Annotated in this window: 17 protein-coding genes and 1 riboswitch; of the genes, 10 read left to right on the forward strand and 7 right to left on the reverse strand. The window is 40.8% G+C overall.

The window, feature by feature from the left end; all coding sequences use genetic code 11:
• The first annotated feature begins 312 nt into the window (after positions 1-312).
• The 4 genes from ybeY (at position 313) to IZT61_RS13195 (ending at position 7,428) form a co-directional block, all read left to right on the forward strand.
• Positions 313-765 (forward strand): rRNA maturation RNase YbeY, encoded by a 453-nt coding sequence (gene ybeY / locus IZT61_RS13180; protein ID WP_230383676.1) that lies wholly within the window; start codon positions 313-315, stop codon positions 763-765.
• Positions 766-1,760: 995 nt separating this feature from the next.
• Positions 1,761-3,626 (forward strand): ABC-F family ATP-binding cassette domain-containing protein, encoded by a 1,866-nt coding sequence (locus tag IZT61_RS13185; protein WP_196097362.1) that lies wholly within the window; start codon positions 1,761-1,763, stop codon positions 3,624-3,626.
• A 174-nt stretch (positions 3,627-3,800) separates the two neighbouring features.
• On the forward strand, positions 3,801-5,663 hold the full coding sequence (mnmG, locus tag IZT61_RS13190) for a tRNA uridine-5-carboxymethylaminomethyl(34) synthesis enzyme MnmG (protein WP_196097363.1): 1,863 nt from the start codon (positions 3,801-3,803) through the stop codon (positions 5,661-5,663).
• Positions 5,664-5,784: 121 nt separating this feature from the next.
• Entirely contained in the window at positions 5,785-7,428 is a 1,644-nt protein-coding gene (locus IZT61_RS13195) for an Ig-like domain-containing domain (protein ID WP_196097364.1), read from the forward strand.
• Between the two features lie 465 nt (positions 7,429-7,893).
• On the opposite strand, the gene IZT61_RS13200 is transcribed toward IZT61_RS13195, so the two are convergent.
• Both IZT61_RS13200 and nadB read right to left on the reverse strand, forming a co-directional pair.
• Positions 7,894-8,415, reverse strand: a complete 522-nt coding sequence (locus tag IZT61_RS13200) for a gamma carbonic anhydrase family protein (RefSeq protein ID WP_196097365.1) — start codon at positions 8,413-8,415, stop codon at positions 7,894-7,896.
• Between the two features lie 173 nt (positions 8,416-8,588).
• On the reverse strand, positions 8,589-10,175 hold the full coding sequence (gene nadB / locus IZT61_RS13205) for an L-aspartate oxidase (protein WP_196097366.1): 1,587 nt from the start codon (positions 10,173-10,175) through the stop codon (positions 8,589-8,591).
• Between the two features lie 447 nt (positions 10,176-10,622).
• Between nadB and nadA the strand changes: the two genes are divergently transcribed.
• From nadA to thiL, 3 genes are all read left to right on the forward strand, one after another.
• Positions 10,623-11,621, forward strand: coding sequence for a quinolinate synthase NadA (gene nadA / locus IZT61_RS13210; RefSeq protein WP_196097367.1), 999 nt, complete (start codon positions 10,623-10,625; stop codon positions 11,619-11,621).
• 94 nt (positions 11,622-11,715) lie between these two features.
• Positions 11,716-12,945, forward strand: a complete 1,230-nt coding sequence (locus tag IZT61_RS13215) for a dicarboxylate/amino acid:cation symporter (RefSeq protein ID WP_196097368.1) — start codon at positions 11,716-11,718, stop codon at positions 12,943-12,945.
• A 222-nt stretch (positions 12,946-13,167) separates the two neighbouring features.
• Positions 13,168-14,208 (forward strand): thiamine-phosphate kinase, encoded by a 1,041-nt coding sequence (gene thiL / locus IZT61_RS13220; protein ID WP_196097369.1) that lies wholly within the window; start codon positions 13,168-13,170, stop codon positions 14,206-14,208.
• Positions 14,209-14,764: 556 nt separating this feature from the next.
• Here the strand turns inward: thiL and IZT61_RS13225 are convergent.
• The 3 genes from IZT61_RS13225 to IZT61_RS13235 form a co-directional block, all read right to left on the reverse strand.
• Positions 14,765-15,124, reverse strand: a complete 360-nt coding sequence (locus IZT61_RS13225; protein ID WP_196097370.1) for a hypothetical protein — start codon at positions 15,122-15,124, stop codon at positions 14,765-14,767.
• Positions 15,125-15,167: 43 nt separating this feature from the next.
• Positions 15,168-15,467: a GIY-YIG nuclease family protein gene (locus IZT61_RS13230; protein WP_196097371.1), complete on the reverse strand. Its 300-nt coding sequence runs from the start codon at positions 15,465-15,467 to the stop codon at positions 15,168-15,170.
• A gap of 644 nt (positions 15,468-16,111) precedes the next feature.
• A complete protein-coding gene (locus tag IZT61_RS13235; protein WP_196097372.1) occupies positions 16,112-17,482 on the reverse strand; it encodes a DNA recombination protein RmuC in 1,371 nt (456 codons plus the stop codon).
• Positions 17,483-17,764: 282 nt separating this feature from the next.
• Here IZT61_RS13235 and purU point away from each other — a divergent pair, with 282 nt between their 5' ends.
• Positions 17,765-18,604, forward strand: coding sequence for a formyltetrahydrofolate deformylase (purU, locus tag IZT61_RS13240; protein WP_196097373.1), 840 nt, complete (start codon positions 17,765-17,767; stop codon positions 18,602-18,604).
• Between the two features lie 547 nt (positions 18,605-19,151).
• On the forward strand, positions 19,152-19,847 hold the full coding sequence (locus IZT61_RS13245; protein ID WP_196097374.1) for a zinc metallopeptidase: 696 nt from the start codon (positions 19,152-19,154) through the stop codon (positions 19,845-19,847).
• Between the two features lie 73 nt (positions 19,848-19,920).
• On the opposite strand, the gene IZT61_RS13250 is transcribed toward IZT61_RS13245, so the two are convergent.
• Positions 19,921-20,637 carry a DsbA family oxidoreductase gene (locus IZT61_RS13250; protein WP_196097375.1) on the reverse strand — a complete coding sequence of 239 codons (717 nt, stop codon included), beginning with the start codon at positions 20,635-20,637 and terminating at the stop codon, positions 19,921-19,923.
• A gap of 201 nt (positions 20,638-20,838) precedes the next feature.
• Here IZT61_RS13250 and IZT61_RS13255 point away from each other — a divergent pair, with 201 nt between their 5' ends.
• Positions 20,839-21,465 carry a hypothetical protein gene (locus IZT61_RS13255; protein ID WP_196097376.1) on the forward strand — a complete coding sequence of 209 codons (627 nt, stop codon included), beginning with the start codon at positions 20,839-20,841 and terminating at the stop codon, positions 21,463-21,465.
• A gap of 67 nt (positions 21,466-21,532) precedes the next feature.
• Here the strand turns inward: IZT61_RS13255 and IZT61_RS13260 are convergent, their stop codons facing one another.
• Complete coding sequence (locus tag IZT61_RS13260; protein WP_196097377.1) at positions 21,533-24,205, reverse strand: M14 family metallopeptidase; 2,673 nt, start codon at positions 24,203-24,205, stop codon at positions 21,533-21,535.
• Between the two features lie 182 nt (positions 24,206-24,387).
• Positions 24,388-24,583, forward strand: a riboswitch (cobalamin riboswitch).
• Positions 24,584-24,685: the final 102 nt, after the last annotated feature.

The raw sequence follows: 24,685 nt of genomic DNA on the forward strand, positions 1-24,685 counted from the left end.
TTTAACGTCAATGATGGGAACGACAAATCCGAAAGCGATGGATGCAAAACGCCAACCAACCACTGCCCAAAAAGGGACGTGAGTCGACTAAAAACGAGTGGGTAATCAGTAACGGATGCTTCCCCGTGATTTGGGACAGGCTGTGCCTCAACATCGAACTCGCTGAGGATAACAACTGACAACACTAGCCCCAAAACGCTGAGTTGCCCCACTTATTCACCATTTACGTTGGTGCTTTATTTAAGTTAGTATGCTATCATCCAAAGATTCTTCACTGCGATCAGAATGACAAAGTATTTTCCTTAAATTTGCATGCAAAAACCCCACATGCCTGCAATTTCTTTTTTTACAGAATCAGTTAAATATAATCTTCCTCAAAAGCTCAAAGTAAAAAAGTGGATTAAAGCAACAATCGAGAAAGAAGGCTTTGAGCTAAAAGAACTTAATTTTATCTTTTGTAGCGATGAATATTTGTTGGGCATTAACCAGCAATACCTAAACCATGATACCTATACCGATATCATTACTTTCGATAACTCAGATGAAGAAAAAGAAATCGTAAGTGACATTTTTATCAGTATCGAACGGGTTAACGAAAACGCGAAAACCTTCGGGACAAACGAATTCGATGAGGTTTGCCGAATTATGGTGCACGGAACCTTGCACCTGCTCGGCTACAAAGACAAAGGCAAAGCGGCAAAAACGTTAATGACACAGAAAGAGGACGAATACCTGGCGTATAGAAGCGAAGCGGGACTGATTTAACCCGACTACATCGTCATTTCTAATTGACGCTTTTTCCCCAAGGGATGCCTTTGGCATAGCCTCCTATCGTGTGGACACATCTCGTTTTTTGCGCCGTCATTCCCGCGTAGGCGGGAATCTTAATGCTGGGCGCCCAATTTATTGCGCATTAGGATCCCTCCCGAAGCCTCGGGAAGGATGACGACCGTTCTTAGAAAACGCCATAAAATGTGTTGTCATTTTGATGATTTCAGCTCGTATAACGATATTTCAAAAATGTGTCCACACGATAGCATAGCCTCGGGAGAAATCTATTAGCCAAACACATTTGCTTTAAGTTAGTGGTGCAAATATAGAGACACCCCCAATCGATGAAAGATCTATTATCTTTACAATCGGGGTATTCTAGTATCTTCAAAAATACCTTAAGGAATTGTTTATACGGCATCTCTATCGGAAGAGAGACGTCTACTTATGAAGCATTACTCGCTTTTTCCCTTAGGTAAAGTAACTTAAAATTCCAGGCAACCTCTTTTCAGTATCCAGTTCGTCTGGTACTTCTTGGCGTTCGTCGATAATTAACATAAGGTGGTATAAATCTTTAACATTAGCTGCAACATTTCCCACTCCTCACAGTCTTATATACAGAACGACAGAAAGTTGAATATGAAAAGATCATAAAATCTGGTGTTATGCCGAAGGAACAATTGAGGTTCATGAGACCGATTTTCTAAGGCACAACACTAGACTGTACTTTTCATGTAGCAATACATAAAAAGAAAGTTTAGTTTTAGTTAATGATAGAAAGCAGCGGTGGAGCGAGTCCAACCGCTGTTTTCGCTTTTGTCACTTTTTTCGCTAAAGGCGAGCGCCCAATGAATTAAGGGCTAATTTCGATCAATATTTTGCCATTTTTAAACTATCAGTGAGTGCTTTACGATAACAATTCGCACTGCCAAGATTTTTATACTTACTTTTGCACTAATTTTCCTTTATAAATCTGAAACTTACAAAAATTGAGCACATTAATTGCGGCAGAGGGCTTGGGCCATGGATATCATGACGAATGGCTATTTAAAAATTTGACCCTGGGAATTAACTCCGGGCAGCGAGTAGCGTTGGTAGGAATCAACGGAGCCGGGAAGAGTACGCTTTTGAAGTTACTTGCCGAGCGATTCCCTCCCCTGGAAGGAAAAATTGTTAAAAATAAAGCGGTTAAAATCGGTTTTCTCGATCAGGAACCTCAATTCAATGAAGGCTATTCAATTAGCGATTTTATTTTCTCATTGGAGAACAAACAGCAGCAGCTGATAAAGGAATATGAGGAATTAATCGAAAACCCCAACCCAGATGAAAAAGCGCTCAACCGGTTGTACGAAGAATTGAGCGAACACAATGCGTGGGAATATGAGCATGAGATAAAGACTATTCTGAACAGAATGGGCATTACTCATCTTCAACAAAAAATATCAACGCTTTCGGGTGGCCAACGCAAGCGCCTTGCATTGGCAAAGCTATTAATCGAAGATCCTGAGATTTTAGTATTGGATGAGCCAACCAACCATTTAGACATTGATACTATTGAATGGCTGGAAAAGCTTTTGACTACTGGACAGAAAACGATTTTGTTGGTAACGCATGATCGGTATTTCTTAGATAACGTTTGCAATACAATAGTTGAGCTAGATCGGGGAAAGATTTTTAATTATAACGGCAATTATGCTTACTTTCTGGAGAAGAAAGCCGAACGCGAAGCGCTGGATTCAACTGTCTTACACAAGAACCAACAGCTACTAAAGAAAGAATTAGAGTGGATGAGGCGCATGCCACAGGCTCGTGCAACAAAATCGCAGGCCAGAATAGATGCATTTTACGACTTAGAGGAAAAAACAAAGAAGAAATCTGACAATCAGAGTGTTACGCTTAAAATGAAGATGTCGAGGCAGGGCGGGAAGATAATTGAGTTGGAACACGTCGCTAAAGCATTTGATGGCCGTAATATTATTAACGATTTCAGTTATACCTTTAAAAAAGGTGATAGAATTGGTCTTGCAGGAAAAAATGGAACCGGTAAATCGACACTATTGAACATCATCACCAGCCAGCTCTCACCTGATGCGGGTAAAGTTGATACCGGAGAAACTACCGTTTTTGGTTATTATAAACAAGGCGGTTTGGCTTTTGATCCGAAAGAACGTGTGATCGATATTGTCAAGTCTGACGCAGAATATATTAAAATGGCCGATGGATCTGTGATCACTGCCTCTGCCCTGCTTACCTTGTTTTTGTTTCCACCGAAGAAACAACATGGCATGGTAGAAAAACTAAGCGGCGGTGAGAAGAAGCGTTTGAACTTAATGAAAGTGCTAATGCAGAACCCCAACTTCTTAATTTTGGATGAGCCCACTAACGATTTAGATATTGATACCCTTAATGTATTGGAAGAGTTTTTAGAGAACTTCCCCGGCATATTAATGCTCGTTTCACACGATAGATATTTGTTGGACAAAATGAGTGATCAACTATTTATTATGGAAGGCGACGGTGTTGTTAAAATTTACAACGGTAATTATTCAGAATATCGCTTGAGCTTAGATCAGCCTAAAGTGAAAGTTGAAAGCAAAAAGACAAACTCAACTACTCCCCCGACTGAAGTCCCTAAGAGCGCTAAAAAACTTACTTTTAAAGAACAGCAAGAATTAGCAGAAAGCGAAAAAGGGATTACCGAAACGGAGAACAAAATTGATTTATTAACGCAACAACTGTTAAAGATAGATGCGGCCGACTATAAGAAAATTCAAGAAGTTTCAGAAGAGATCGATCAGCTTAAACTTAAGTTAGATGATTTCACATTAAGATGGTTGGAACTGTCGGAACAGTAAACACAACAATTTAGACGAGGATTACCCGTTATGTTTCACGTGGAACATTTATTCCATCACGAAATCAACCCAGTTGGCGAGTATTCACCAATGTTTAATAATCAGCAATTAAATTACTGATAGGATTAAAATTACATAATGTTCCACGTGGAACATTACACAAGAATAGATAAAATGTTTTCAAAATACGATTTGATTGTAGTTGGTGCAGGCCATGCAGGGTGCGAAGCAGCAGCAGCGGCTGCCAACTTAGGATCATCTGTTTTACTAATAACAATGAACATGGGCACAATTGCCCAAATGAGTTGTAACCCTGCAATGGGTGGTGTAGCGAAGGGACAAATTGTTCGAGAGGTGGACGCTATGGGTGGTTATTCAGGTATTATTTCTGATAAATCGACTATCCAGTTCCGCATGTTGAATAAGTCCAAAGGCCCTGCAATGTGGAGCCCGCGTGCACAGATCGATCGAATGCGATTTGCTGAAGAGTGGCGCCTGGCATTAGAACGTACCCAAAACCTCGACATCTGGCAAGACAGCGTAGTCGGCCTGTTGGTAAAAGATAATACCGTTTACGGTGTAAAGACTTCGCTCGGCATTGAAATAGAAAGTAAAGCGGTGGTGCTTACTAATGGAACTTTCTTGAACGGCGTAATGCACATTGGCGAGAAGAAGTTTGGAGGAGGTAGAACCGCCGAACGTGCTTCGACTGGCATTACCGAACAATTAGTAGAATTGGGTATGGAAGCTGGCCGAATGAAAACGGGTACTCCTCCCCGCGTCGACGGAAGAAGTTTGGATTATAGTAAGATGGAGGAGCAGTGGGGAGACGAAAATCCTGGCAAATTTTCATTCACCGATACGGAGGTCTCTACTGATCAACGGTGCTGCTGGATTACGTATACCAATGGAGATGTACATGAGACTTTGAAAGAAGGTTTCGAAAAATCACCTATGTTTACGGGACGAATAAAAGGTTTAGGCCCCCGATACTGCCCTTCAATTGAAGATAAAATTAATCGGTTTGCAGAACGAGATAGGCACCAGATATTTGTTGAACCCGAGGGATGGAACACCTGCGAAATTTATGTAAACGGATTTTCTACCTCGCTTCCGGAAGATGTTCAGTTTAAAGCGTTACGCCTGATACCGGGATTTGAAAATGCAAAAATGTTCCGCCCTGGTTATGCCATTGAATACGATTTTTTTCCACCAACCCAATTGTCATTAACACTCGAAACGAAGTTGATCAGCAATCTATTTTTAGCGGGTCAGATCAATGGAACTACCGGTTATGAAGAAGCGGCCTGTCAGGGATTTATGGCTGGAATAAATGCGCATCAAAAAATAAATGAAAAACATGAGTTGATCATGAAAAGATCAGACAGTTATATTGGCGTGTTGATTGATGATTTAGTAACCAAAGGAACTGAAGAACCATATCGCATGTTCACTTCACGTGCCGAACATCGCTTGCTCTTGAGACAAGATAATGCTGATATTCGCCTCTCTCCTATTGGCCATGAATTGGGCTTAATTTCAGATGAGCGTTTAGAAAAAGTAAATCAAAAGATTGCAAGTGCAGATGCCTTAGTTAAATTTACCAAAAGCCAAGGGATTGAAATGGCCGATGCAAACCCGATGTTGGAAAGCTTAGGTTCGAGTCCATTAAACCAAAATGTAAAAATCCATAGTTTGGTTGGTCGACCACATGTTGGCTTACCCGATCTTATTAGAGTAAGCAAGCCGCTTGCCGAAGCAACTAAAGAACTGGATAACGAAACCATCGAGCAAGCCGAAATCAAGATTAAGTATGAAAGTTATTTTGAAAAAGAAAATGAGATTGTTGCAAAAATGTTGAAGATGGAAGACAAGGAAATCAAACCCGATTTTGACTATAACAAAATTGTTTCCATTTCAAAAGAAGCCCGTGAAAAATTATTTAAGATCAAACCACGTACATTAGGCCAAGCATCTCGAATTTCGGGCGTTTCACCATCCGATATCTCGGTTTTAATGGTATATATTAATAAATAACTGATTATCAATAAGTTAGACTACAAAGTAAAGACCTTAAATTAAACGATATAACGTAAAAAAAATATTTTTTAATATTAAGTCTTCAAAAACATCAAAAATTCGTCAGACCGTTTAAAACATGCCAAATTTAAAAGCTCAGTATTTTAACCTTAAAAATCTAGCGATGCTAACCGCCTCGCTCCTATTTTTTGGTTGTGCAAGTATTCAAAGTCCGCAAGGTGGCCCGAAAGATACTGAGCCGCCAAAGATTTTAAAAATGACGCCAGAAAATTTGACGAGAAATTTTAACGCAAAAAAAATCGTGATCGAGTTTGATGAGTACTTTAATATTAAAGATGAGTTTAAGGAGTTTTCCATTTCGCCCGATCAGGAAACTCCGCCGATTTTAAAGAAGCGGCAAAAGCGTTTAGAAATTACCATTCAAGATTCGCTTGAAAAAAATACAACTTATACGCTCAACTTCGGAAAGGCAATTGCCGATGTGAATGAAAGCAATGTGGTGAAAAATCTTTCATACGTGTTTTCTACAGGACCGGAAATCGATTCATTATCAATTGCCGGAAAAGTCAGCAGTTCTCTTACAGGCGAACTGGAGAAAGAGGTGACGGTATTTATTCTGCCAGTAGAGAGAGATACGCTTTTTGGTAAAAAAAGACCATCCATTTATACAACTACGGATAGCGCCGGAAACTACAAACTAAACAATTTGCGGGAAGGAAAATATAAAATTTATGCGCTGAAAGAGAATACCGGAGGCGGTGATAAGATTTATCAGCAAATATCAGATGAAATTGGCTTTTTGAAAGACACCATTGTTCTGAAAGGCAATTTAGATAATATTAATTTACAAACCTTTAAAGAGCTCGCTCCAACCTTTAGGGTGATGGATAGGAAATTAAACTCAGATGGAAGCATTCTCCTTACCTTTAACCAACAGTTAAAGCAGCCTAAGCTAACCGTAATGGAACCTACTGCCGTTGATGTTGGCAAGTACGTTCACTTTAACAAAAGGAACGACACAGCGAGAATTTGGCTAAATGACTTAACTTTCGATTCGGCTAAGGTGGCCATTCAAGATGAAGGAAAGGTTTTAGAAACCGTTGCATTTACCCGGGCGAAGCGAGATACTTATCAACGCGATTTAACTATTAGCGATAATGTAAATGGCGGTAAACTGAATCCTTATCAGCGCTATACGCTAACTTTTCCATTTCCGGTTACGGCCGCAGATGCCTCAAAAATTGTTTTGCTGGAAGATTCGGTTAAGCGAACCAATTTCCAATTGCTAAAAGACAGCGTAGATTTTCTAAAATACTATGTTACCTATCCCTGGCGAACAAAAAGAACTTATGATATTAAGTTCGCTGCAGGCGCATTTACCGCAATTTTTAATACCAAAAACAAGGATGTTACGAAGCGCTTTACTTTAGATGGAACGGACAATTATGGAACGCTCCTGTTAAAAGTGAACGTTCCTGATACTTCTAAAAACTACATACTGGAATTTATCGACGAGAAGAAAAATCCAATTCAATCATTCAGTTTTAATAAAAACGGAAATATTGTTTTCTCTAAATATCCGGCTGGTAAATACTTTGCGAGAATCATTTACGATGAAAATGGCAATGGCATTTGGGATACCGGAAATGTAAAAGCGGGCACACAACCCGAAAAAATATGGTATTCTACAGATGATATGTCGTTAAAGGCCAATTGGGACAGGGAAATGAGTATCACGATACCGCCACCTCCAAAGGATTAAGTTTCATTCTTAGCAAAGTGCCTGTCCCGATACTTCCAGTCGTGTGGACACATCTTTAAAGTTTATTATATGGCACAGAAGCATCCAAATGAGAGTCAATTTTTGAGACTTCAACTATGAACGGTCGTCATCCTCAGCTTGACTCTGGATCCTAATACGCAAAAATTGGGTGCCTTGCATTAATCCCGTACGTACGGGACCGCCTGCGCGGGAATGACGGCGCAAAAAAAGGGAGTGTCCGCACGATAGGATACTTCGGTGAAGAACCTCCCACCTATTAGCACAAACAACCGTTGCCCCACTACAAAAATCGTCATTTCGAGCGCAGCCGAGAAATCTTTTACCTGCCAGCACAAACCACCGTTGCCACTCCCGTTCGCATGGGCTTGTGCTTGATTAACGCTCCGCGGCGCATCGCTTGGGATTCTTCCTTCGTCAGAATGACAGAGGCTATGAAAGCCCCTTTTATGGGTTTGGCGCCTTAAACCAGCCACTATACATCACATAGTTATCAGGCAACTTATTCAACAAAGCCCTTTGCTCCTCGGTAATAGGTTTAATCTTTTTTGCTGGTGTTCCGGCGTAGAGATAACCGGTTTCGCAGACTGTGTTCTCTAAAACAACCGATCCTGCGGCAATAATACAATATTCCTCAATTATAGCATGATCCATTACAATTGCTCCCATACCGATAAGAACGTTATCGTGTACAGTACAGCCATGAACAATAGCATTATGCCCAACCGACACACGATTTCCGATGTGGGTAGACGCCTTTAAATAAGTAGCGTGAATTACTGCTCCATCCTGTATGTTCGATTCGTTGCCGATGGTAATGGCGTTTACATCGCCCCTAATCACCGCATTAAACCAAACCGAACAATTATCGCCCATCGTTACATCGCCCACAATTGTAGCGTTTTCTGCTATGAAACCATCTTTTCCTATAGCTGGATATTTATCTTTTACTGGAAGTATTAAAGGCATAATTAAATTATTTTGTCATTCTGAACGCAGTGAAGAATCTGTTATTTACTTGTAGTACAGAAAGTCTCTCGGAAACGTTTGTTCAGCATTTCATCGTTTGGGGATTATTCTATTGTTTTAATGGTACTCATGCTTGCTTCGCAGGTCTTCGACAGGCTCATACTGACACCGGATTATAAAACTGTATCAACTAACGTTTCAGCATGCTGAGGGTAATCTGTAGTAAAATGCAATCCCCTACTCTCTTTACGCTGCATGGCCGATTTTACGACCAAATACGCCGTTTGAATCACATTCCTCAACTCGCACAGCTTAACCGAAACCTTATTGTGCTTGTAAAACTCTTCCGTTTCCTGATAAATGAGAAACAATCGGCGATGGGCTCTTTCTAAGCGAAAATCGGAACGTACGATACCCACATAATCGCCCATTATTTTCTGCAATTCCCTTAAGTTATGAGTTACCAACACATCCTCATCAATCTGAGTAACGCCCTGAGAATCCCATTCGGGAATATTATCAGGAATAACAGTTTGCTTGAAGTTTTCAATGGCATCTTGATAAATGCGATGTGCAAAAACCGTAGCCTCTAGTAACGAATTGGATGCCAAACGGTTAGCACCATGCAACCCTGTTGAAGAACATTCGCCACAAGCATACAGGTTTTTAATAGACGATCGTCCGTATTCATCAACCAGAATACCGCCACACATATAATGCGATGCAGGTGTAACTGGAATATAATCTTTAGTCATATCAAGGCCGATCGACAAACACTTGGCATATATATTCGGAAAATGCTTTAAAATGTCGGCTTTCTTGCGCATGGTAATATCCAGATACACAAACTCATCGCCCGATTTTTTCATTTCATTGTCTACCGCACGAGCAACAATATCCCGAGGTGCCAGCGATTTACGTTCATCGTACTCATGCATAAACTCTTCGCCGTTTTTGCGGCGCAGCACCCCGCCGAAACCCCGAACAGCTTCTGAAATTAGAAAAGACGGATACTCCCCCGGATGGTACAAAGCGGTTGGGTGGAATTGAATAAACTCCATATTTCTCACTTTTCCCTTGGCCCGATAAACCATAGCCATACCATCGCCCGTGGCAATTACAGGATTTGTGGTAGCAGAATACACATGCCCGGCACCGCCAGAAGCCATTACCGTTACGTTTGCCACAATCTTTTCCACATCGTTAAGCTCTGTATTAAAGGCATATACACCAAAACAGTTAATATCTTCAGTACGTTTATCCACAAACTCACCCAGGTGGTGCTGAGTAATCAACTCCAGTGCAAAGTAATGTGTTAATATCTCTATGTTCGGATTCTCGTGAATTTCTTTCAAAAGCACACGCTCAATTTCGTAGCCCGTGATGTCTTTATAATGCAAAACCCGATGCTCAGAATGACCACCTTCTTTGGCCAGATCGTAAAAACCTGAGTTGTCTTTATCGAAATTTATTCCGTAATCAATGATCTCCTGAATGCGCTGAGGTCCCTCTTTTACAACGATTTCCACAATTTTTTCATCACACAAACCATCGCCTGCAATCAGCGTATCGTCGATATGCTTTTCAAAAGAATCATCTTTATCAACAACAACCGCAACGCCACCTTGCGCATATTTTGTATTGGATTCATCCTCATTAGATTTGGTAATAATTAAAACCTTACCAAACTTAGCTGCCTTAAGCGCAAAACTTAAACCTGCTATACCTGAACCAATTACCAGAAAATCAACTTTTCTCATTAAAAAATCATTTAATTACCAACGGTGTTAATAACTATAGAACAACTGTTAGCTTTGTGTAGAAATAAGACTAACAAATAAATTTGAATGTTTAAAGCTACTCTAAAAACACAATTTGCCACAATCTTTTGAGCAATTTTTAAGCACATTTGTGTAAGTAATTAACTTTTTGCCCAGTTATAAACAATTAACATTCCAATATTGATAACATTTAGATCGATTTTCGATAGTGCTGTAAATCAATCTTATCATATCATAAAAATACGATCCAAATGTTGGTAAACGATTAACAACTTATTTGAAAGAATTTTTTTCTGAAACTTGCCAACAATACTAACACACTAATAAACAAACAAAGATTTATTTAAATAAAATACTTATTAATTATTGAGACGTGGAAAGCCTTATCTTTGACCAACGTCTAAAATCAAAAAAAGAAGTTTGATAATGAACATCGATGTCTTAGAAGAAATTAATAAAAAGGGATTTGTAGAGGAAGAAATTGATCCTACGCTTGATCTTTTTGTTGAAATTGAGAAAATAAAAAAAGAAAAGAATGCAATTATACTAGCACATTATTATCAAGAACCTGATATTCAAGATATTGCAGATTATATTGGCGATAGTTTAGGGTTATCTCAGGAAGCTGCCAAAACTGATGCAGAGGTAATTGTGTTTGCTGGTGTGCATTTTATGGCCGAAACCGCCAAGATTTTATCGCCCAATAAAAAGGTGTTACTGCCCGATGTAAAGGCAGGCTGTTCTTTGGCCGACAGCTGTCCGCCGCATTTGTTCAGGAAATTTAAAGAAAAATATCCCGATCACCTGGTGATTACTTACGTAAATTGTACTGCGGAACTTAAAGCATTAAGCGACATTGTTTGTACATCGACAAATGCAGTTCAAATTGTAGAAAGTTTACCGAAAGAGCAAAAAATCATTTTCGGGCCCGATCGAAATCTCGGCGCTTATGTAGCCAAAAAAACAGGCAGAGATTTGGTATTGTGGAACGGCGCTTGTATGGTTCACGAAATTTTTTCGAAAGAGAAAATTACCAGACTAAAGGAACGCCATCCGAACGCAAAATTTATTGCCCATCCCGAATGTGAAGATTCGGTATTGCAAATGGCCGATTATATTGGATCGACAACCGGGCTTTTAAAGTATTGCATCTCTAACCCGGCAACAGAGTTTATTGTTGCAACTGAAAGTGGCATTATCCACCAAATGGAGAAAGCCTGTCCGGATAAAACCTTTATACCTGCGCCGCCGAACAACAGTTGCGCATGTAACGATTGCCCTTATATGAAAAGAAATACGTTAGAAAAACTATATTTATGTATTAAAAACGGATCGCCGGAAGTAACTGTGCCCGAGCATATTATAGAACAGGCACGTAAACCGATTCAACGTATGCTGGATATTTCGGCAGAATTGGGATTATAGAAAAAATCGTCATTGCGAGGCACGAAGCAATCTCATTAAACAGATTGCTTCGGCTCGCACGAACCCGGCCTCGCAATGACGGAAACACAATAAAATGAAAGTAAACAATCTCCTTAAAAATTATTCGGGCTTACTATGGCTTTTGGCAGGAATTACTGTTGGAAGTATAGTCGGATTAATTTTTGGAAAAAGGGTTGAAAGTATAAAACCGCTGGGCGATATATTTTTGAACCTTTTGTTTACCGCAGTAATTCCGTTGGTATTTTTTGCTGTTTCGTCTGCCATCGCAAATATAGACCGAACAAAAAAACTAGGGAAATTACTCACCATTATGGTTTTGGTCTTCTTATCAACGGTATTAATTTCGGCTATTTTAACTTTAGCTGCTACGTGGGTTTTTCCAATTCATCAAGCTTTAGGAACCAGTTCATTACCTGCAGAAACTGAAAAAATTCAATCGGTAGGCGAACAAATGACCCAGCTTTTAACCGTTAGCGAGTTTTTCGAAATTGGTAGCCGGAAAAACATGCTGGCGCTGATTATTTTTTCGGTCTTAGTAGGCTTTTCAACATTATATTCAGGCAAAGAAGGCGAAGGTTTTAAAACTTTCCTGGTATCTGGAAATGAGGTGATGAAGAAGCTCATCATTTTGATCATGAAATTAGGACCCATTGGTTTAGGCGCCTATTTCGCTTATCAGGTTGGCGTTTTCGGACCTCAACTTTTTGGCACTTATGCCAAAGCTTTAGGTTTGTATTACGGCGTTGGCGCATTTTATTTTGTTGTATTTTTTACCTTATACGCCTTCGTAGCCGGTGGATTCAAGGCAATTAAAATCTTCTGGAAAAACAACATTGTTCCCTCATTAACCTCAATAGGAACATGCAGCAGCATTGCCACCATACCCGCCAACCTCGATGGCACGAGCAAAATGGGCGTTCCGGCATATGTGGCCAATGTTACTATTCCCCTCGGCTCAACTTTACACAAAGATGGGTCGAGTATTAGCTCAATTATTAAGATAGCCGTTGTTTTTGCTATTTTTGGCAAGGATTTGGTGCATGTTGACACGATTATTTTAGCGTTGGGAATAACAGTTTTGGTCAGTATTGTTGAAGGAGGAATACCGAACGGAGGATATATTGGAGAGTTATTGATGATATCTGCTTATCAGTTACCGCCCGAGGCCCTGCCGCCAGCAATGATTATTGGAACGTTGGTAGATCCGATGGCGACGTTGTTAAATGCCACTGGCGATAACGTAGCGGCCATGTTGATTGCCAGGTTTACCGAAGGAAAAAATTGGATGGAAAGAAAGGTCTAAACAGACTTTTGTCATTCTGAACGCAGTGAAGAATCTGTAAGCTATTGGCACAGGCCTTAGTACCTGATCTCCATATAGTTTAGCTATGTGCTTGGCTGAAGCTAGCATACCATTGCTTGCAGCTCCTTTGATTACGCTCAGAATGACAAAAAAAATTCGGGGGCTTCGCCCCTTTTTAGTCAAAAATTAAATAAAAAATCCCGCTTACGGGTTTAGGTGATTATGTTTGAAAATAAAGAACGTACAGATATTAATGAGTTAGGCGAATTTGGTTTGATCAAGCACCTGACTACAAATTTCAAGATCAGAAATGAATTTTCGGTTAAAGGTGTTGGCGACGACGCTGCTGTTTTGGATAGCAAAGGCAAGCAAACGCTAATTTCGACGGATTTATTGCTCGAAGGCATTCATTTCGACTTGGCTTATGTTCCGCTGATGCACTTAGGCTACAAAGCCGTACAGGTAAATTTAAGTGATATTTATGCCATGAACGGGAAAGCCAGCCAAATTACGGTTTCACTCGGTTTGTCGAGTAAATTTCCGTTAGAAGCCGTTGAAGAAATTTATAAAGGAATAGAACTAGCTTGTAATAAATACAATATTGATTTAATTGGTGGCGACACTTCTGCAAGTAAACAAGGCTTGGTAATTAGTATTACCAGCATTGGTTACGCTGATGCCGACAAAGTGACTTACAGAAATGGCGCTAATGAACACGATTTGCTTTGTGTTTCGGGTGACCTGGGCGGTGCTTACGTTGGTTTACAAATTTTAGAACGAGAAAAACTGATTTATTTGGAAAATCCTCAAATCCAGCCGGACTTAGAGGGTAAGGATTATATCATCGAACGACAATTGAAACCAGAAGCACGTATGGATATTGTTGCGCTTTTGGAAGAAATGGACATTAAACCCACCTCAATGATTGATGTTTCGGATGGTTTGGCCTCAGAAATACTGCATCTGGCTACTGAAAGTGATAAGGGAATAACGATTTACGAAGGAAAAATTCCATTGGATCCGATGACCTACGAAACGGCTCGCGAGTTTGGGCTCGACCCAACAGTTTGTGCCTTGAGCGGTGGCGAAGATTACGAATTGCTGTTCACCATTAGTCAGGACGACTATAAAAAGCTGAAACACGATGTAGATATTACCGTGATTGGCCATGTTACCGATAAAAACTCGGGCTGTAAAATGGTTTCAAAATCGAATAATGTACACGAGCTGAAGGCACAAGGGTGGAATGCTTTTAATAAGTAGATAGACGAGTTTTTGTCATTCTGAACGGAGTGAAGAATCTGTTAGCTATTACCACAGAACCTTGCCCGCCCCACTTACATTCATATCTTAGCTTGTGCATGGTTTGCGGTTCGGTTTCCATCGCCTGCAGATCCTTCGTTACACTCAGGATGACAGGGTTATTAGGCAATTTGTCATTCTGAACGTAGTGAAGAATCTCTTCCCTATTATCGCAGAACCTTGCCCGCCCCACTTACATTCATTTTTTTGGCTTGTGCATGGTTTGCGGTTCGGTTTTCATCGCTTGCAGATCCTTAGCTATGCTCAGGATGACAGGGTTATTAGGCAATTTGTCATTCTGAACATAGTGAAGAATCTCTTGCCTATTGGCACAGAACCTTGCCCGCCCCACTTACATTCATATCTTAGCTTGTGCATGGTTTGCGGTTCGGTTTCCATCGCTTGCAGATCCTTCGTTACACTCAGGATGACAGGGTTATTAGGCAATTTGTCATTCTGAACATAGTGAAGAATCTCTAACCTATTTGCAGAGAACCTTGCCCCGCTCCGCTTACATTCATTTTTTTGGCTTGTGCATGGTTTGCGGTTCGGTTTCCATCGCCTGCGGATCCTTCGTTACACTCAGGATGACAGGGTTATTAGGCAATTTGTCATTCTGAACATAGTGAAGAATCTCTAACCTATTGGCAGAGAACCTTGCCCCGCTCCGCTTACATTCATTTTTTTGGCTTGTGCATGGTTGGCGGTTCGGTTTCATCGCCTGCAGATCCTTCGTTATATTCAGGATGCCAGGGTTATTAGGCAATTTGTCATTCTGAACGTAGTGAAGAATCCCTTGCCTATTGGCACAGAACCTTGCCCCGCCCCACTTACATTCATATCTTTGCTTGTGAATGGTTGGTGGTTCGGTTTCCATCGCTTGTGGATCCTTCGTTGCACTCAGGATGACAGGGTTATTGTTATTCGCTGAGGATTTCATCATTCATAAACTTCCAGTCTGGATTTTCAGTTTCAATTAAGGCGTTTTTCCTAGCTCTCGTCCAGCCCTTAATTTCCTTTTCCCGGTCGATAGCATGTTCGATGTATTGATACCTTTCAAAGAAAATCAGGTAATAACAATTGTACTTTGTTGTGAAGGCAAATTTATTGCTCCCTTCAACATGCTGTTTTAATCTTGTCTGCAAATCGTTGGTTACACCGGTGTAAATCACAGTTCGGTTTTTGTTGGTTAAGATGTAGACAAAATAATTATGGTTCATGGTTTAAAATTTAGTGTCATCCTGAGAGAAACGAAGGATCTCTAGCCTATTGGCACAGAACCTTGCTTTGCCAACCCATGTTCCTATTTTGGCTTGTGCCTGGTTTGCGGTTCGGTTTCCATCGCCTGCAGATCCTTCGCCATGCTCAGGATGACAGGGTTATTAGGCAATTTGTCATTCTGAACGTAGTGAAGAATCTCTTGCCTATTATCGCAGAACCTTGCCCGCCCCACTTACATTCATTTTTTTGGCTTGTGCATGGTTTGCGGTTCGGTTTCCATCGCCTGCGGATCCTTCGTTACACTCAGGATGACAGGGTTATTAGGCAATTTGTCATTCTGAACGTAGTGAAGAATCTCTTACCTATTGGGACAGAACCTTGCTTTGCCAACCCATGTTCCTATTTTGGCTTGTGCATGGTTTGCGGTTCGGTTTCCATCGCCTGCAGATCCTTCGTTACACTCAGGATGACAGGGTTGTTAGGCAATTTGTCATTCTGAACCTAGTGAAGAATCTCTTACCTATTTGCACAGAACCTAACCACCCCACAAGCGGTCATTTTGTTAGGCTTGTGCCTCGTTGGCGCTTCGACTTTCATCGCTTGGGGATCCATCGCTGTGCTCAGGATGACAGATAAGCGAGACCTACTCACCATCCAAATACTTTGCATCAATCTGTTTGGTGGCTTTGGCGCCTAGCTTTTTAATCTTTTCCGAGGTATTGGTTAAATTTCCTGATCCGACGGAGAGTTTATTAAGTGCTCTATCGTAAGCATCCTGTCCGTTTTTGATGTGTTTTCCGATATTTTCCATGTCGGCAACAAAGCCAACAAACTTATCGTACATGGCGCCACTTAAACGGGCAATTTCCATTACATTTCGGTTTTGCCTTTCCTGTTTCCACATGCTGGCGATGGTACGCAAAGTAGCCAGTAAAGTAGATGGGCTTACAATAACCACTCGCCTATCCCACGCGAAATTGAACAACTCGGCATCCTTTTGCACGGCAACGCTAAAAGACGATTCTATCGGAACAAATAGCAAAACAAAGTCGGGAGAATTGATTTTGTATAAATCGTGATAGTTTTTTGATGATAATTCTTGAATATGATTCTTAATCGAAGCTAAATGGGCCTTTATAAAGCCTTCACGCTCTTCATCGGTTTCGCACGACACAGAACGTTCGTAAGCCACCAAGCTCACCTTAGCGTCGACTACAAGATGTTTATCATCCGGCAGATCAATAACTACATCGGGCTGGTAGCGACCGCCTTCGGCGGATACCAACGAGGCTTGAATGCGATATTCCTGATCGCGAACCAAACCCGAACGCTCCAAAACCTTTTCTAAAATCACTTCACCCCAGTTTCCTTGTTTTTTGCTATCGCCTTTAAGCGCTTTCGTCAGGTTATTAGCATCTTCCTGGATGAGTTTGCTTTGAATCTGCAGTTCAGAAATTACCCCTTTCAAAATATTGCGTTCATCCGATTCAGCTTTGTAAACCTTTTCAACTTTCTCTTCAAAAGCCTTGATATTTTCTTTCAATGGGGTTAAAATAATATCCAGATTGGTTCTGTTCTGTTCAACAAACTTCGTCGATTTTTCATCTAAAATCTTATTTGCAATAAGCTCAAAATCTTTGCTTAATTTTTCTTGCGATTGCTCGAAACTCAACTTCTGTTCGGCTAACTTCTCCTTTTCGGCAATATAAAACGAACGTGTGCTTTCCAGTTCGCGATTGGCGTCAGCAAGCCGATCTCGTTCGGCTTGTAACTCATCAATTAAGCGTTGCTGTTCCTGTTTCAGTAAAGTGGTAATGTGCTCTTTTTCGGTGATAAGCCCGGCCACCCTTTCGTCGCTTTTAGCCAGGTTGATCTTAAGCTGCTCATTTTCGAACTTTATTTTTTCAAAATCTTCCAGCGAGATCAAAGTAACAGCAGATTGCGGCTTTTTAAAAAAAAGTAACACCAAAACCAGTAAAATAATAACAAGAAGCCCTACCGCTGCAATTTCCATAATGATAATAATTTTAGTAAAAATGTAAATATAAAATAAATTTGCCAAAATAATTTGCTACGAACGTTTGGTTGATTGGATTTTGCTATTGCTGAATTATTGAATAGCAAGAACCAAATTTAGGCCCATTTTATCACGCCATGGCATCTTACTTTCGAACCTCGGACTTTCATAAAGTTTGGTTTTGCTTGTAGTTTTAAGGCGTTATATCTTCCGACTTTCGGACTCCCGACTTTCAGTCTTATATTTAAATTTCTTATCATTGGCTTCTAAATAATTTCAATGAACGAATTAACTATTCTCATTTCTTGCCCTGATCAGGTCGGTTTGGTTACCAATATTACGCGTGTTTTAGCCACACATCAGCTCAATATTATTGCGATGCGTGAGTTTGTTGATGAAGCAAACAAAGCTTTTTTTACGAGAATTGCATGCACAGGTGATTTTAACGAAACAGCAAAACTGAAAGAAAAACTGCTTGAAAACTTGCCTAATGGTGCTGAGGTAAATTTAATTGCGCAAAAAGAAAAGCAAATTGCTGTTTTGGTAACCAAAGAATATCATTGTTTGGCCGAAATATTAATAAAAAATCACTTTAAAACGCTTGGTGCCAGTGTACAGTGTGTAATTGGTAATTACGAGGTGTTAAGAGATTTTACCGAGAAGTTAGGTGTTCCTTATTTTTATGTAGATCATAACGGAAGAGATAAGGCCGAGTTTGAGCAAGAATTAAAGGCAATCATAACTAATTTTGATGTCGATTACCTGGTACTGGCTAAATTTATGCGAATTCTTTCGGCGGATTTTGTACAGGATTATGCCGGAAAAATCATCAATATTCATCACTCCTTTCTGCCTGCATTTATTGGGGCCAACCCCTATCGCCAGGCATTTGAGCGAGGGGTTAAAATTATCGGCGCAACGGCCCATTTCGTAACTGATAATTTGGATGAAGGTCCGATTATTACTCAACATACTTCGCATGTTGACCATAATTTCGGCGTAAAAGAAATGGTTCGTTCCGGCAAAGAAGTAGAAAAAAAGGTATTGCTCGAGGCACTTGAACTGGTTTTTGAAGATCGTGTTTTTGTAAGTGGAAATAAAACGGTTGTTTTTAAGTAGGGAATCTTCACTGCGATCCAATGAGGCAAATGATTTCGAAAGCGATATCTTCCGTGATGGCGCTATAATGTTCAATTTTGGCTACACCGTTTTGGGACAGCGCCTAGGCGCTGTTTACAAAAAACTCGAAACCATACATAACTAATAATCTACCTTTTATGTACTGGATTCTAGCGCTGGAAACCGGATGCTGCATGATGTTTTCTCGCCAAAGCGAATAGCACAGCTGTACCCGTTAGTATCTTCTAATAAATATGTTCAGAAATGCGCTCAAAGCATCCAAATGAGCATTTTCATTATTGCACCGCTTTTCGGAAGTCCTTTTCTGTACGCGTCAGCATTACACAATTTCCACACTTCCTCCGGCAATTCGTAGCATTTGAAATCTACAATTACTCAGCCCATTACAGCTACAGCGTAACTCGAAAACGATCTAATTTTCAAATATGAAAACTGACTTTGCACAGCAGAAATGTAAAAATTTTAACAAAGAAATATATAGGAACGCTTTTTGCATATCTGTAAATGAAAAACATACATAAGAGAAATGGGAGTTTATTTAATATTAATCATCCCGGTATTATTGTTGAGCATGTTTGTACAATGGCGCTTTAGAAATAAGTTTTCTAAATATGCCGAAATGCAACTGAGCTCTGGTTTATCGGGCAAGGAGGTGGCAGAAAGAATGCTACGTGATAATGGAATTTACGATGTGAAAGTGATGAGTACCGAAGGGCAATTAACAGATCATTACAATCCGACAGATAAAACAGTTAATTTAAGTACCGATGTGTATTACAGCCGAAGTGTGGCTGCTGCTGCGGTTGCCGCCCACGAGTGTGGCCACGCCGTACAACATGCAAAATCGTACTCGTGGCTTAACTTAAGGAGCACGATGGTTCCGGTGGTGAGTATTTCATCAAACTTATTGCAATGGGTTTTATTAATTGGCATTTTGTTAATCGGGTTTACAGGCAACCCAATTGTATTGGCAATTGGCGTGGTTGGTTTGGCTTTGGTAACCGTTTTTAGCATCATTACCTTACCGGTTGAATTTGATGCGAGTAACAGGGCACTGGTTTGGTTAAAGAACAACCAGGGTGTTATGCAAACGCAGGAAGAAAACAGCCAGGCTAAAGATGCACTTTGGTGGGCAGCAATGACTTATGTAGTTGCAGCCGTTGGTGCCATTGCGAACTTACTTTACTATGCATCGATGCTTTTTGGAAGAGGAAGAGATTAGAAGAATTTACCTATGAAAAACAAAGGCGGCAAAGATTTTTCTTTCCGCCTTTTGTTTTTTAACAATAATTAAATCAAATTTCGCAACCATTTTCATCGCATACGGCATCACCGTTCTCGTTCAACGATTTAAGCTGAGTTTTGGGCTGCGTACTTTTCCATTCGTTAAAACTTTGTGTTAGTGCATCTTTAAAGGCCTGCACAGGCTGGGCGCCCGATACACCATATTTTCTGTCCATTACAAAATACGGAACACCGCGAATACCCAGGTTCTGGCTTTCGTAAATGTCGTACCGTACCGCTTCGGCAAATTGATCGCTATTTAAAGTTTCTTCCGCTTCGGTTTTATCAATGCCTATTTCTTCGGCCAACTCCACAAGAACCGAATGTTCGCCAATGTTTTTACTTTTAACAAAATGCGCTTCAAAGAGTTTCTCTTCTGCCAAATCTTGCAAATTGTGCTTAGCCGCCAGATGAATTAACCGGTGAGCATTAAAGGTGTTTGCGGGAATGTTGGTGTCGAAATCTATTTTTAAACCCGCCGTGGCAGCCATATCTACAACCTGCTTTGTCATTTGTTTCGCTTGCTTAATGGGCATTCCCTTGCTTCTCGAAAGGTAATCGTAAACCGTTTCGTTATTCGTGTTATGGTAGTCGGGGTTAAGCTGGTAACTTTTCCAATTCACCTCAACTTCATCCTTAAATGGTAGCGTAGCAATTGCCTCTTCAAAATGGCGTTTGCCGATATAACAAAACGGACACATCACGTCCGACCAGATTTCTACTTTCATTTTATAAAGTTAAGCGGTTGCGTTTTTACGATGGTAAGTGGAAAGTAAATATTCCCAGAACGGGTAATTAATTACTCAAATAGGGGAAATATTTTTGGGATCAGCTGCGGATCAAAACCGTAAATAACTGTTGATTAGCTTATTGTGTTTGTGGCATGATTTTTTAAACTGTTAGCTAACTAAAACATTTCGGTATAACAAATGAAGAAACTATTTTTAATGCTCGTTGTCACTGCTTTAGCAATTCACGTTAAAGGACAAAAACAAATCTTTGAGGGTCCATCACTAAAGAATGAGATTCCAAAACACAAAATTGTGGCCATATTGCCGTTCTCTGCAAAAATCACTTATAAGAAGCTTCCAAAAGGCTACGATGCCGCTGCAAACAAGGAGCAGGAAGACGCCATGTCCAAATCAATTCAGTCGAGTATGTACACTTATCTTTTGAGAAAATCTGACAACTATTCTGTTAAGCTTCAAGATATAGACAAAACGAACATCTTGTTAAAGAAAGCTGGGATTGATGGCAAGTTGGATGAAACAACTAAGGATGAAATTGCAAAAATACTGGGAGTTGATGCCCTGATCAGCGGCACATATAATACTGAATCAACAAAATCAGAAGCTGGTGCGATTGCAACGTCGATTATTGGCCTGGGCGGGAAAACAGGCACTGGAAAGTTGACTATGCTAATTAACAACGGATCGGATGGTGAAATGCTGTGGAGATTTACAAAAACGATGGACGACGGCATCAGCACATCAACTGACGAACTAGTTGAGCAGATGATGAGGAAAGTTTCACGTAATTTTCCTTATTCGAAATAATAGAACAAACAATTTAAAGTGCCTCCATGATATGTCAATATCATGGAGGCATTTTTTGCTTAACAATTTATTTATACAACTGATTAAATATCAATTTAAAAGTGCCATGAGTTTGTGCCCGAAAGGCAATTTCGGGACCAAAGGCGAGTAATTTGCCTTTACCAACATTGGCTTCAAATGCCGTTACTCCATCTTGTAAGTAAGCTTGCCCCCATGCCCAGCCACTTCTTAACGGCGTTGCCGATTCGAACCACATTAAAGGTTTAATCTTTCCCGAGGCAATAGCGTCGCCAGTAAGCTTAAACACCGGGCTATTGTCGAAATAAATATCGGCTTGTTTCTCCATTCCCCAGGCAGCAGGTAATTTGGTATCTACAGCAACATTTAAAACACTGCCTGGCACATAATATTTTTCGGCAGGCAAACGCTTTTCTTCACCATTGATGATTTCAACCATCGCATTGCGTACCGGAAGATTTAAGTGATAAGCTAAATTTGTGCTGCTGCCAATGGTTACCACCTTGCCACCTTCCTGCAAAAACTTATTGAGCTGCGGAACAGATTTGTCGATACTAATTCTGCCCAAACGATTTCTGTATTCCGCCGGAATGTCGTCTGCTTTTGGACCAAACGATCGGCCGCTCGACGTGCCTTGAGCCGACGGAACTGCTCCGCCAACCAAAATAATCACATCGTATTTCGACTTCAGGTTGCCGGCATCAATATCTTGTGGGTAAATTACCGTAGCATTGTAGTGGTACTGCTCCATAATCCAGCGTACCCAGCCAGAAGCCATCGAGCCGCCATAAGTATCCCAAAGGGCAATTTTGCCAGCGGCAACTTTTACCTTATTGGCTGGCAGTGTTGCTTGCTTTAACGCAATATTGGCTTTCTGCAACACTGATTTTGCAGCAGATGTTACATAGAAATCGCCATTTTCGGGAGCACGGTAAACCACTATTTTGTTCTTAAGCAAATCATTTACCGCCGTGTACGAATCGTTTTGGGCTGCACTTAAAACGTAAGCTGAGCCAGAAACCATTTTATTGTCTGCTACCAACACCTTCCCATAGGGGTTTTTCTCAAACGGGCCCGAAAAATCGTTAAGAACCCGATCGAACTTTACATCCATTAAATACGCTAATGTCCAACCTGCGGCATCGTAAGGCGGAATAGGTGCGCCACCCTCATATTTAAAATCGTTGGGATGGTCTTGCGGCTCAAACATATCGAGTACATGCGGACGAAATGCCTGATCGGTTTTAACAACATAACTCCCCGCAGGGTAACTTTTGCCCGCAATAGAAAATGGAGCCGTAGCTTTTTGAACAAGAACGCCCGTTCTAATCAAGGCATTTAAAAACTTAATGGCCGTATTAAAATCGGGTTGATTAGCGGATAAAATGTACCCTCTCGCATCTCGGTTTGAAGGCGCTTTCATCACGGTATCAAAAGCTTGTTTCGATAAATTCGACGACACTTTGTTGCTTTCTCCTTTTTCGCTTTTGAGGACATTGCTTATCGCTTCGATCTTTTTTGGCGAAAATGACCAGGTGTCTTTGCTGCCCCTTTCGATGGAGTTTTTGCCCATTTGATAGATGTTAAACAGCAGTTCATCACGATGGCGTTGGGCATAATTGAGCACGGCATAATTTAACGAAACGGAGTAATCTATCGAATTTTTGAAATACCATTTTCGTGGCGTTACCGGGTTTGGCGAATCGCTGTTGGGTAGTAAACGTGAGGGCACCAAGGGCACTTCCGATGGCGTAGGGTTACCAATTATCTCGGTTAAAAGGCCGATCATGTTATGAAAATAGGTTGTCGTTCGCAATCCGCCATTGTACCACGTAGAAAATACTGAACCTCCACGCTGGGTGTAACCCGGTTTACCTTCAACATTCATTCTCGTATGCATCGCTGCTCCTACCGCGTCTAAACTCGTTAGCAGCGTAGGGTCGAACACATAATTGAACGGATCGCGGTAAGGCGGACCGGCAACCACCGTACCCGCCGGGCCCGATTGATGGTGGTTGTACATAATTTGCGGCAGCCACTCTACAAACAACTGGCGGCCAATGTTCTGCGTTTCTTTAAGGTTTAGCATAAAAAAGTCGCGGTTGTTATCATGGCCCGCGTACTTTTCGTATAAAACAGGGAGGCCCGATGTTGTTCGTTTCTTTTCATCCTTTTCACGCATATACCAGTTGCTCACCAGTTCCTGTCCGTCGGGGTTGGCATGCGTAAAAAGGATAATCACGTTATCTAAGATCTTTAATGTCTCCGGATCAGTTTTAGAGGCGAACTCGTAAGCAGTTTGAATGAGCTGATGTGCACCTACAACCTCTGTAGCGTGTAAGCCCCCATCAATCCAAACTACAGCTTTGCCCTCTTGCGCCAAAGCCTTAGCTTGTACCGGCGTAATCTCTGCGTGCGCCAGCTGTTGCGAAATTTCCTTGTAGCGATCTAGTTTTTGAAGGTTGGCAGGAGAAGATACAACCAGCATGTACTGGCTTTTCCCGAATTCAGTTTTGCCAATGTCAACCAGCTTAACCCGATCAGAAGTTTCGGCCAGTTTTTTAAAGTAAGCTTCGGTTTGCGTATAATTCGCCAGCTGATAGTTATCGCCAATATCGAAGCCAAAATTCGACTTCGGTGAGGGTACATTTTGGGCGAAAACGACACTATGCCCGGCCAAAAGCAAAATAAAGCAAAGTTTTTTACAGTAATTTTTAATCATAAAAGAAAGTTTGTTGGAATAACCAAATATAACATACAATACTTTCGAAAAAAGGCATGCTGTTAATTTGTTACAACCTTAAAAATCAAAATATTGTTGCGTTTTGCTGCATCTGGTTTAAAATATCCAACATTTTAAAAGGTATTGCATACATTTGCTTCGATGTAAGTTCTTAACTTTATTTTTCATCAACCGATATCGGTTTTTGGTGTAGTGCCAAAATTAAAAGGGAATCGTGTGCAAATCACGAGCTGTCGCGCAACTGTAAACGCTGTTCTTTCGAACAACTGTTTTATCAATGGGCCACTGTACATAAGTATGGGAAGGCGATAAAACGGGGCGTAAGTCAGGAGACCTGCCACATATCGAATTGACGGTGCTTTTCGCGTAAAGAAGTAATTGGTCAGGTCTGATAGGTACAATAGAATTAAACATTTTATTAAATTTTGCTTAAAGCTTTTGCTTTGGGCAGAGCGATTT

Source organism: Pedobacter endophyticus, assembly GCF_015679185.1.
GTDB classification, from domain to species: domain Bacteria; phylum Bacteroidota; class Bacteroidia; order Sphingobacteriales; family Sphingobacteriaceae; genus Pedobacter; species Pedobacter endophyticus.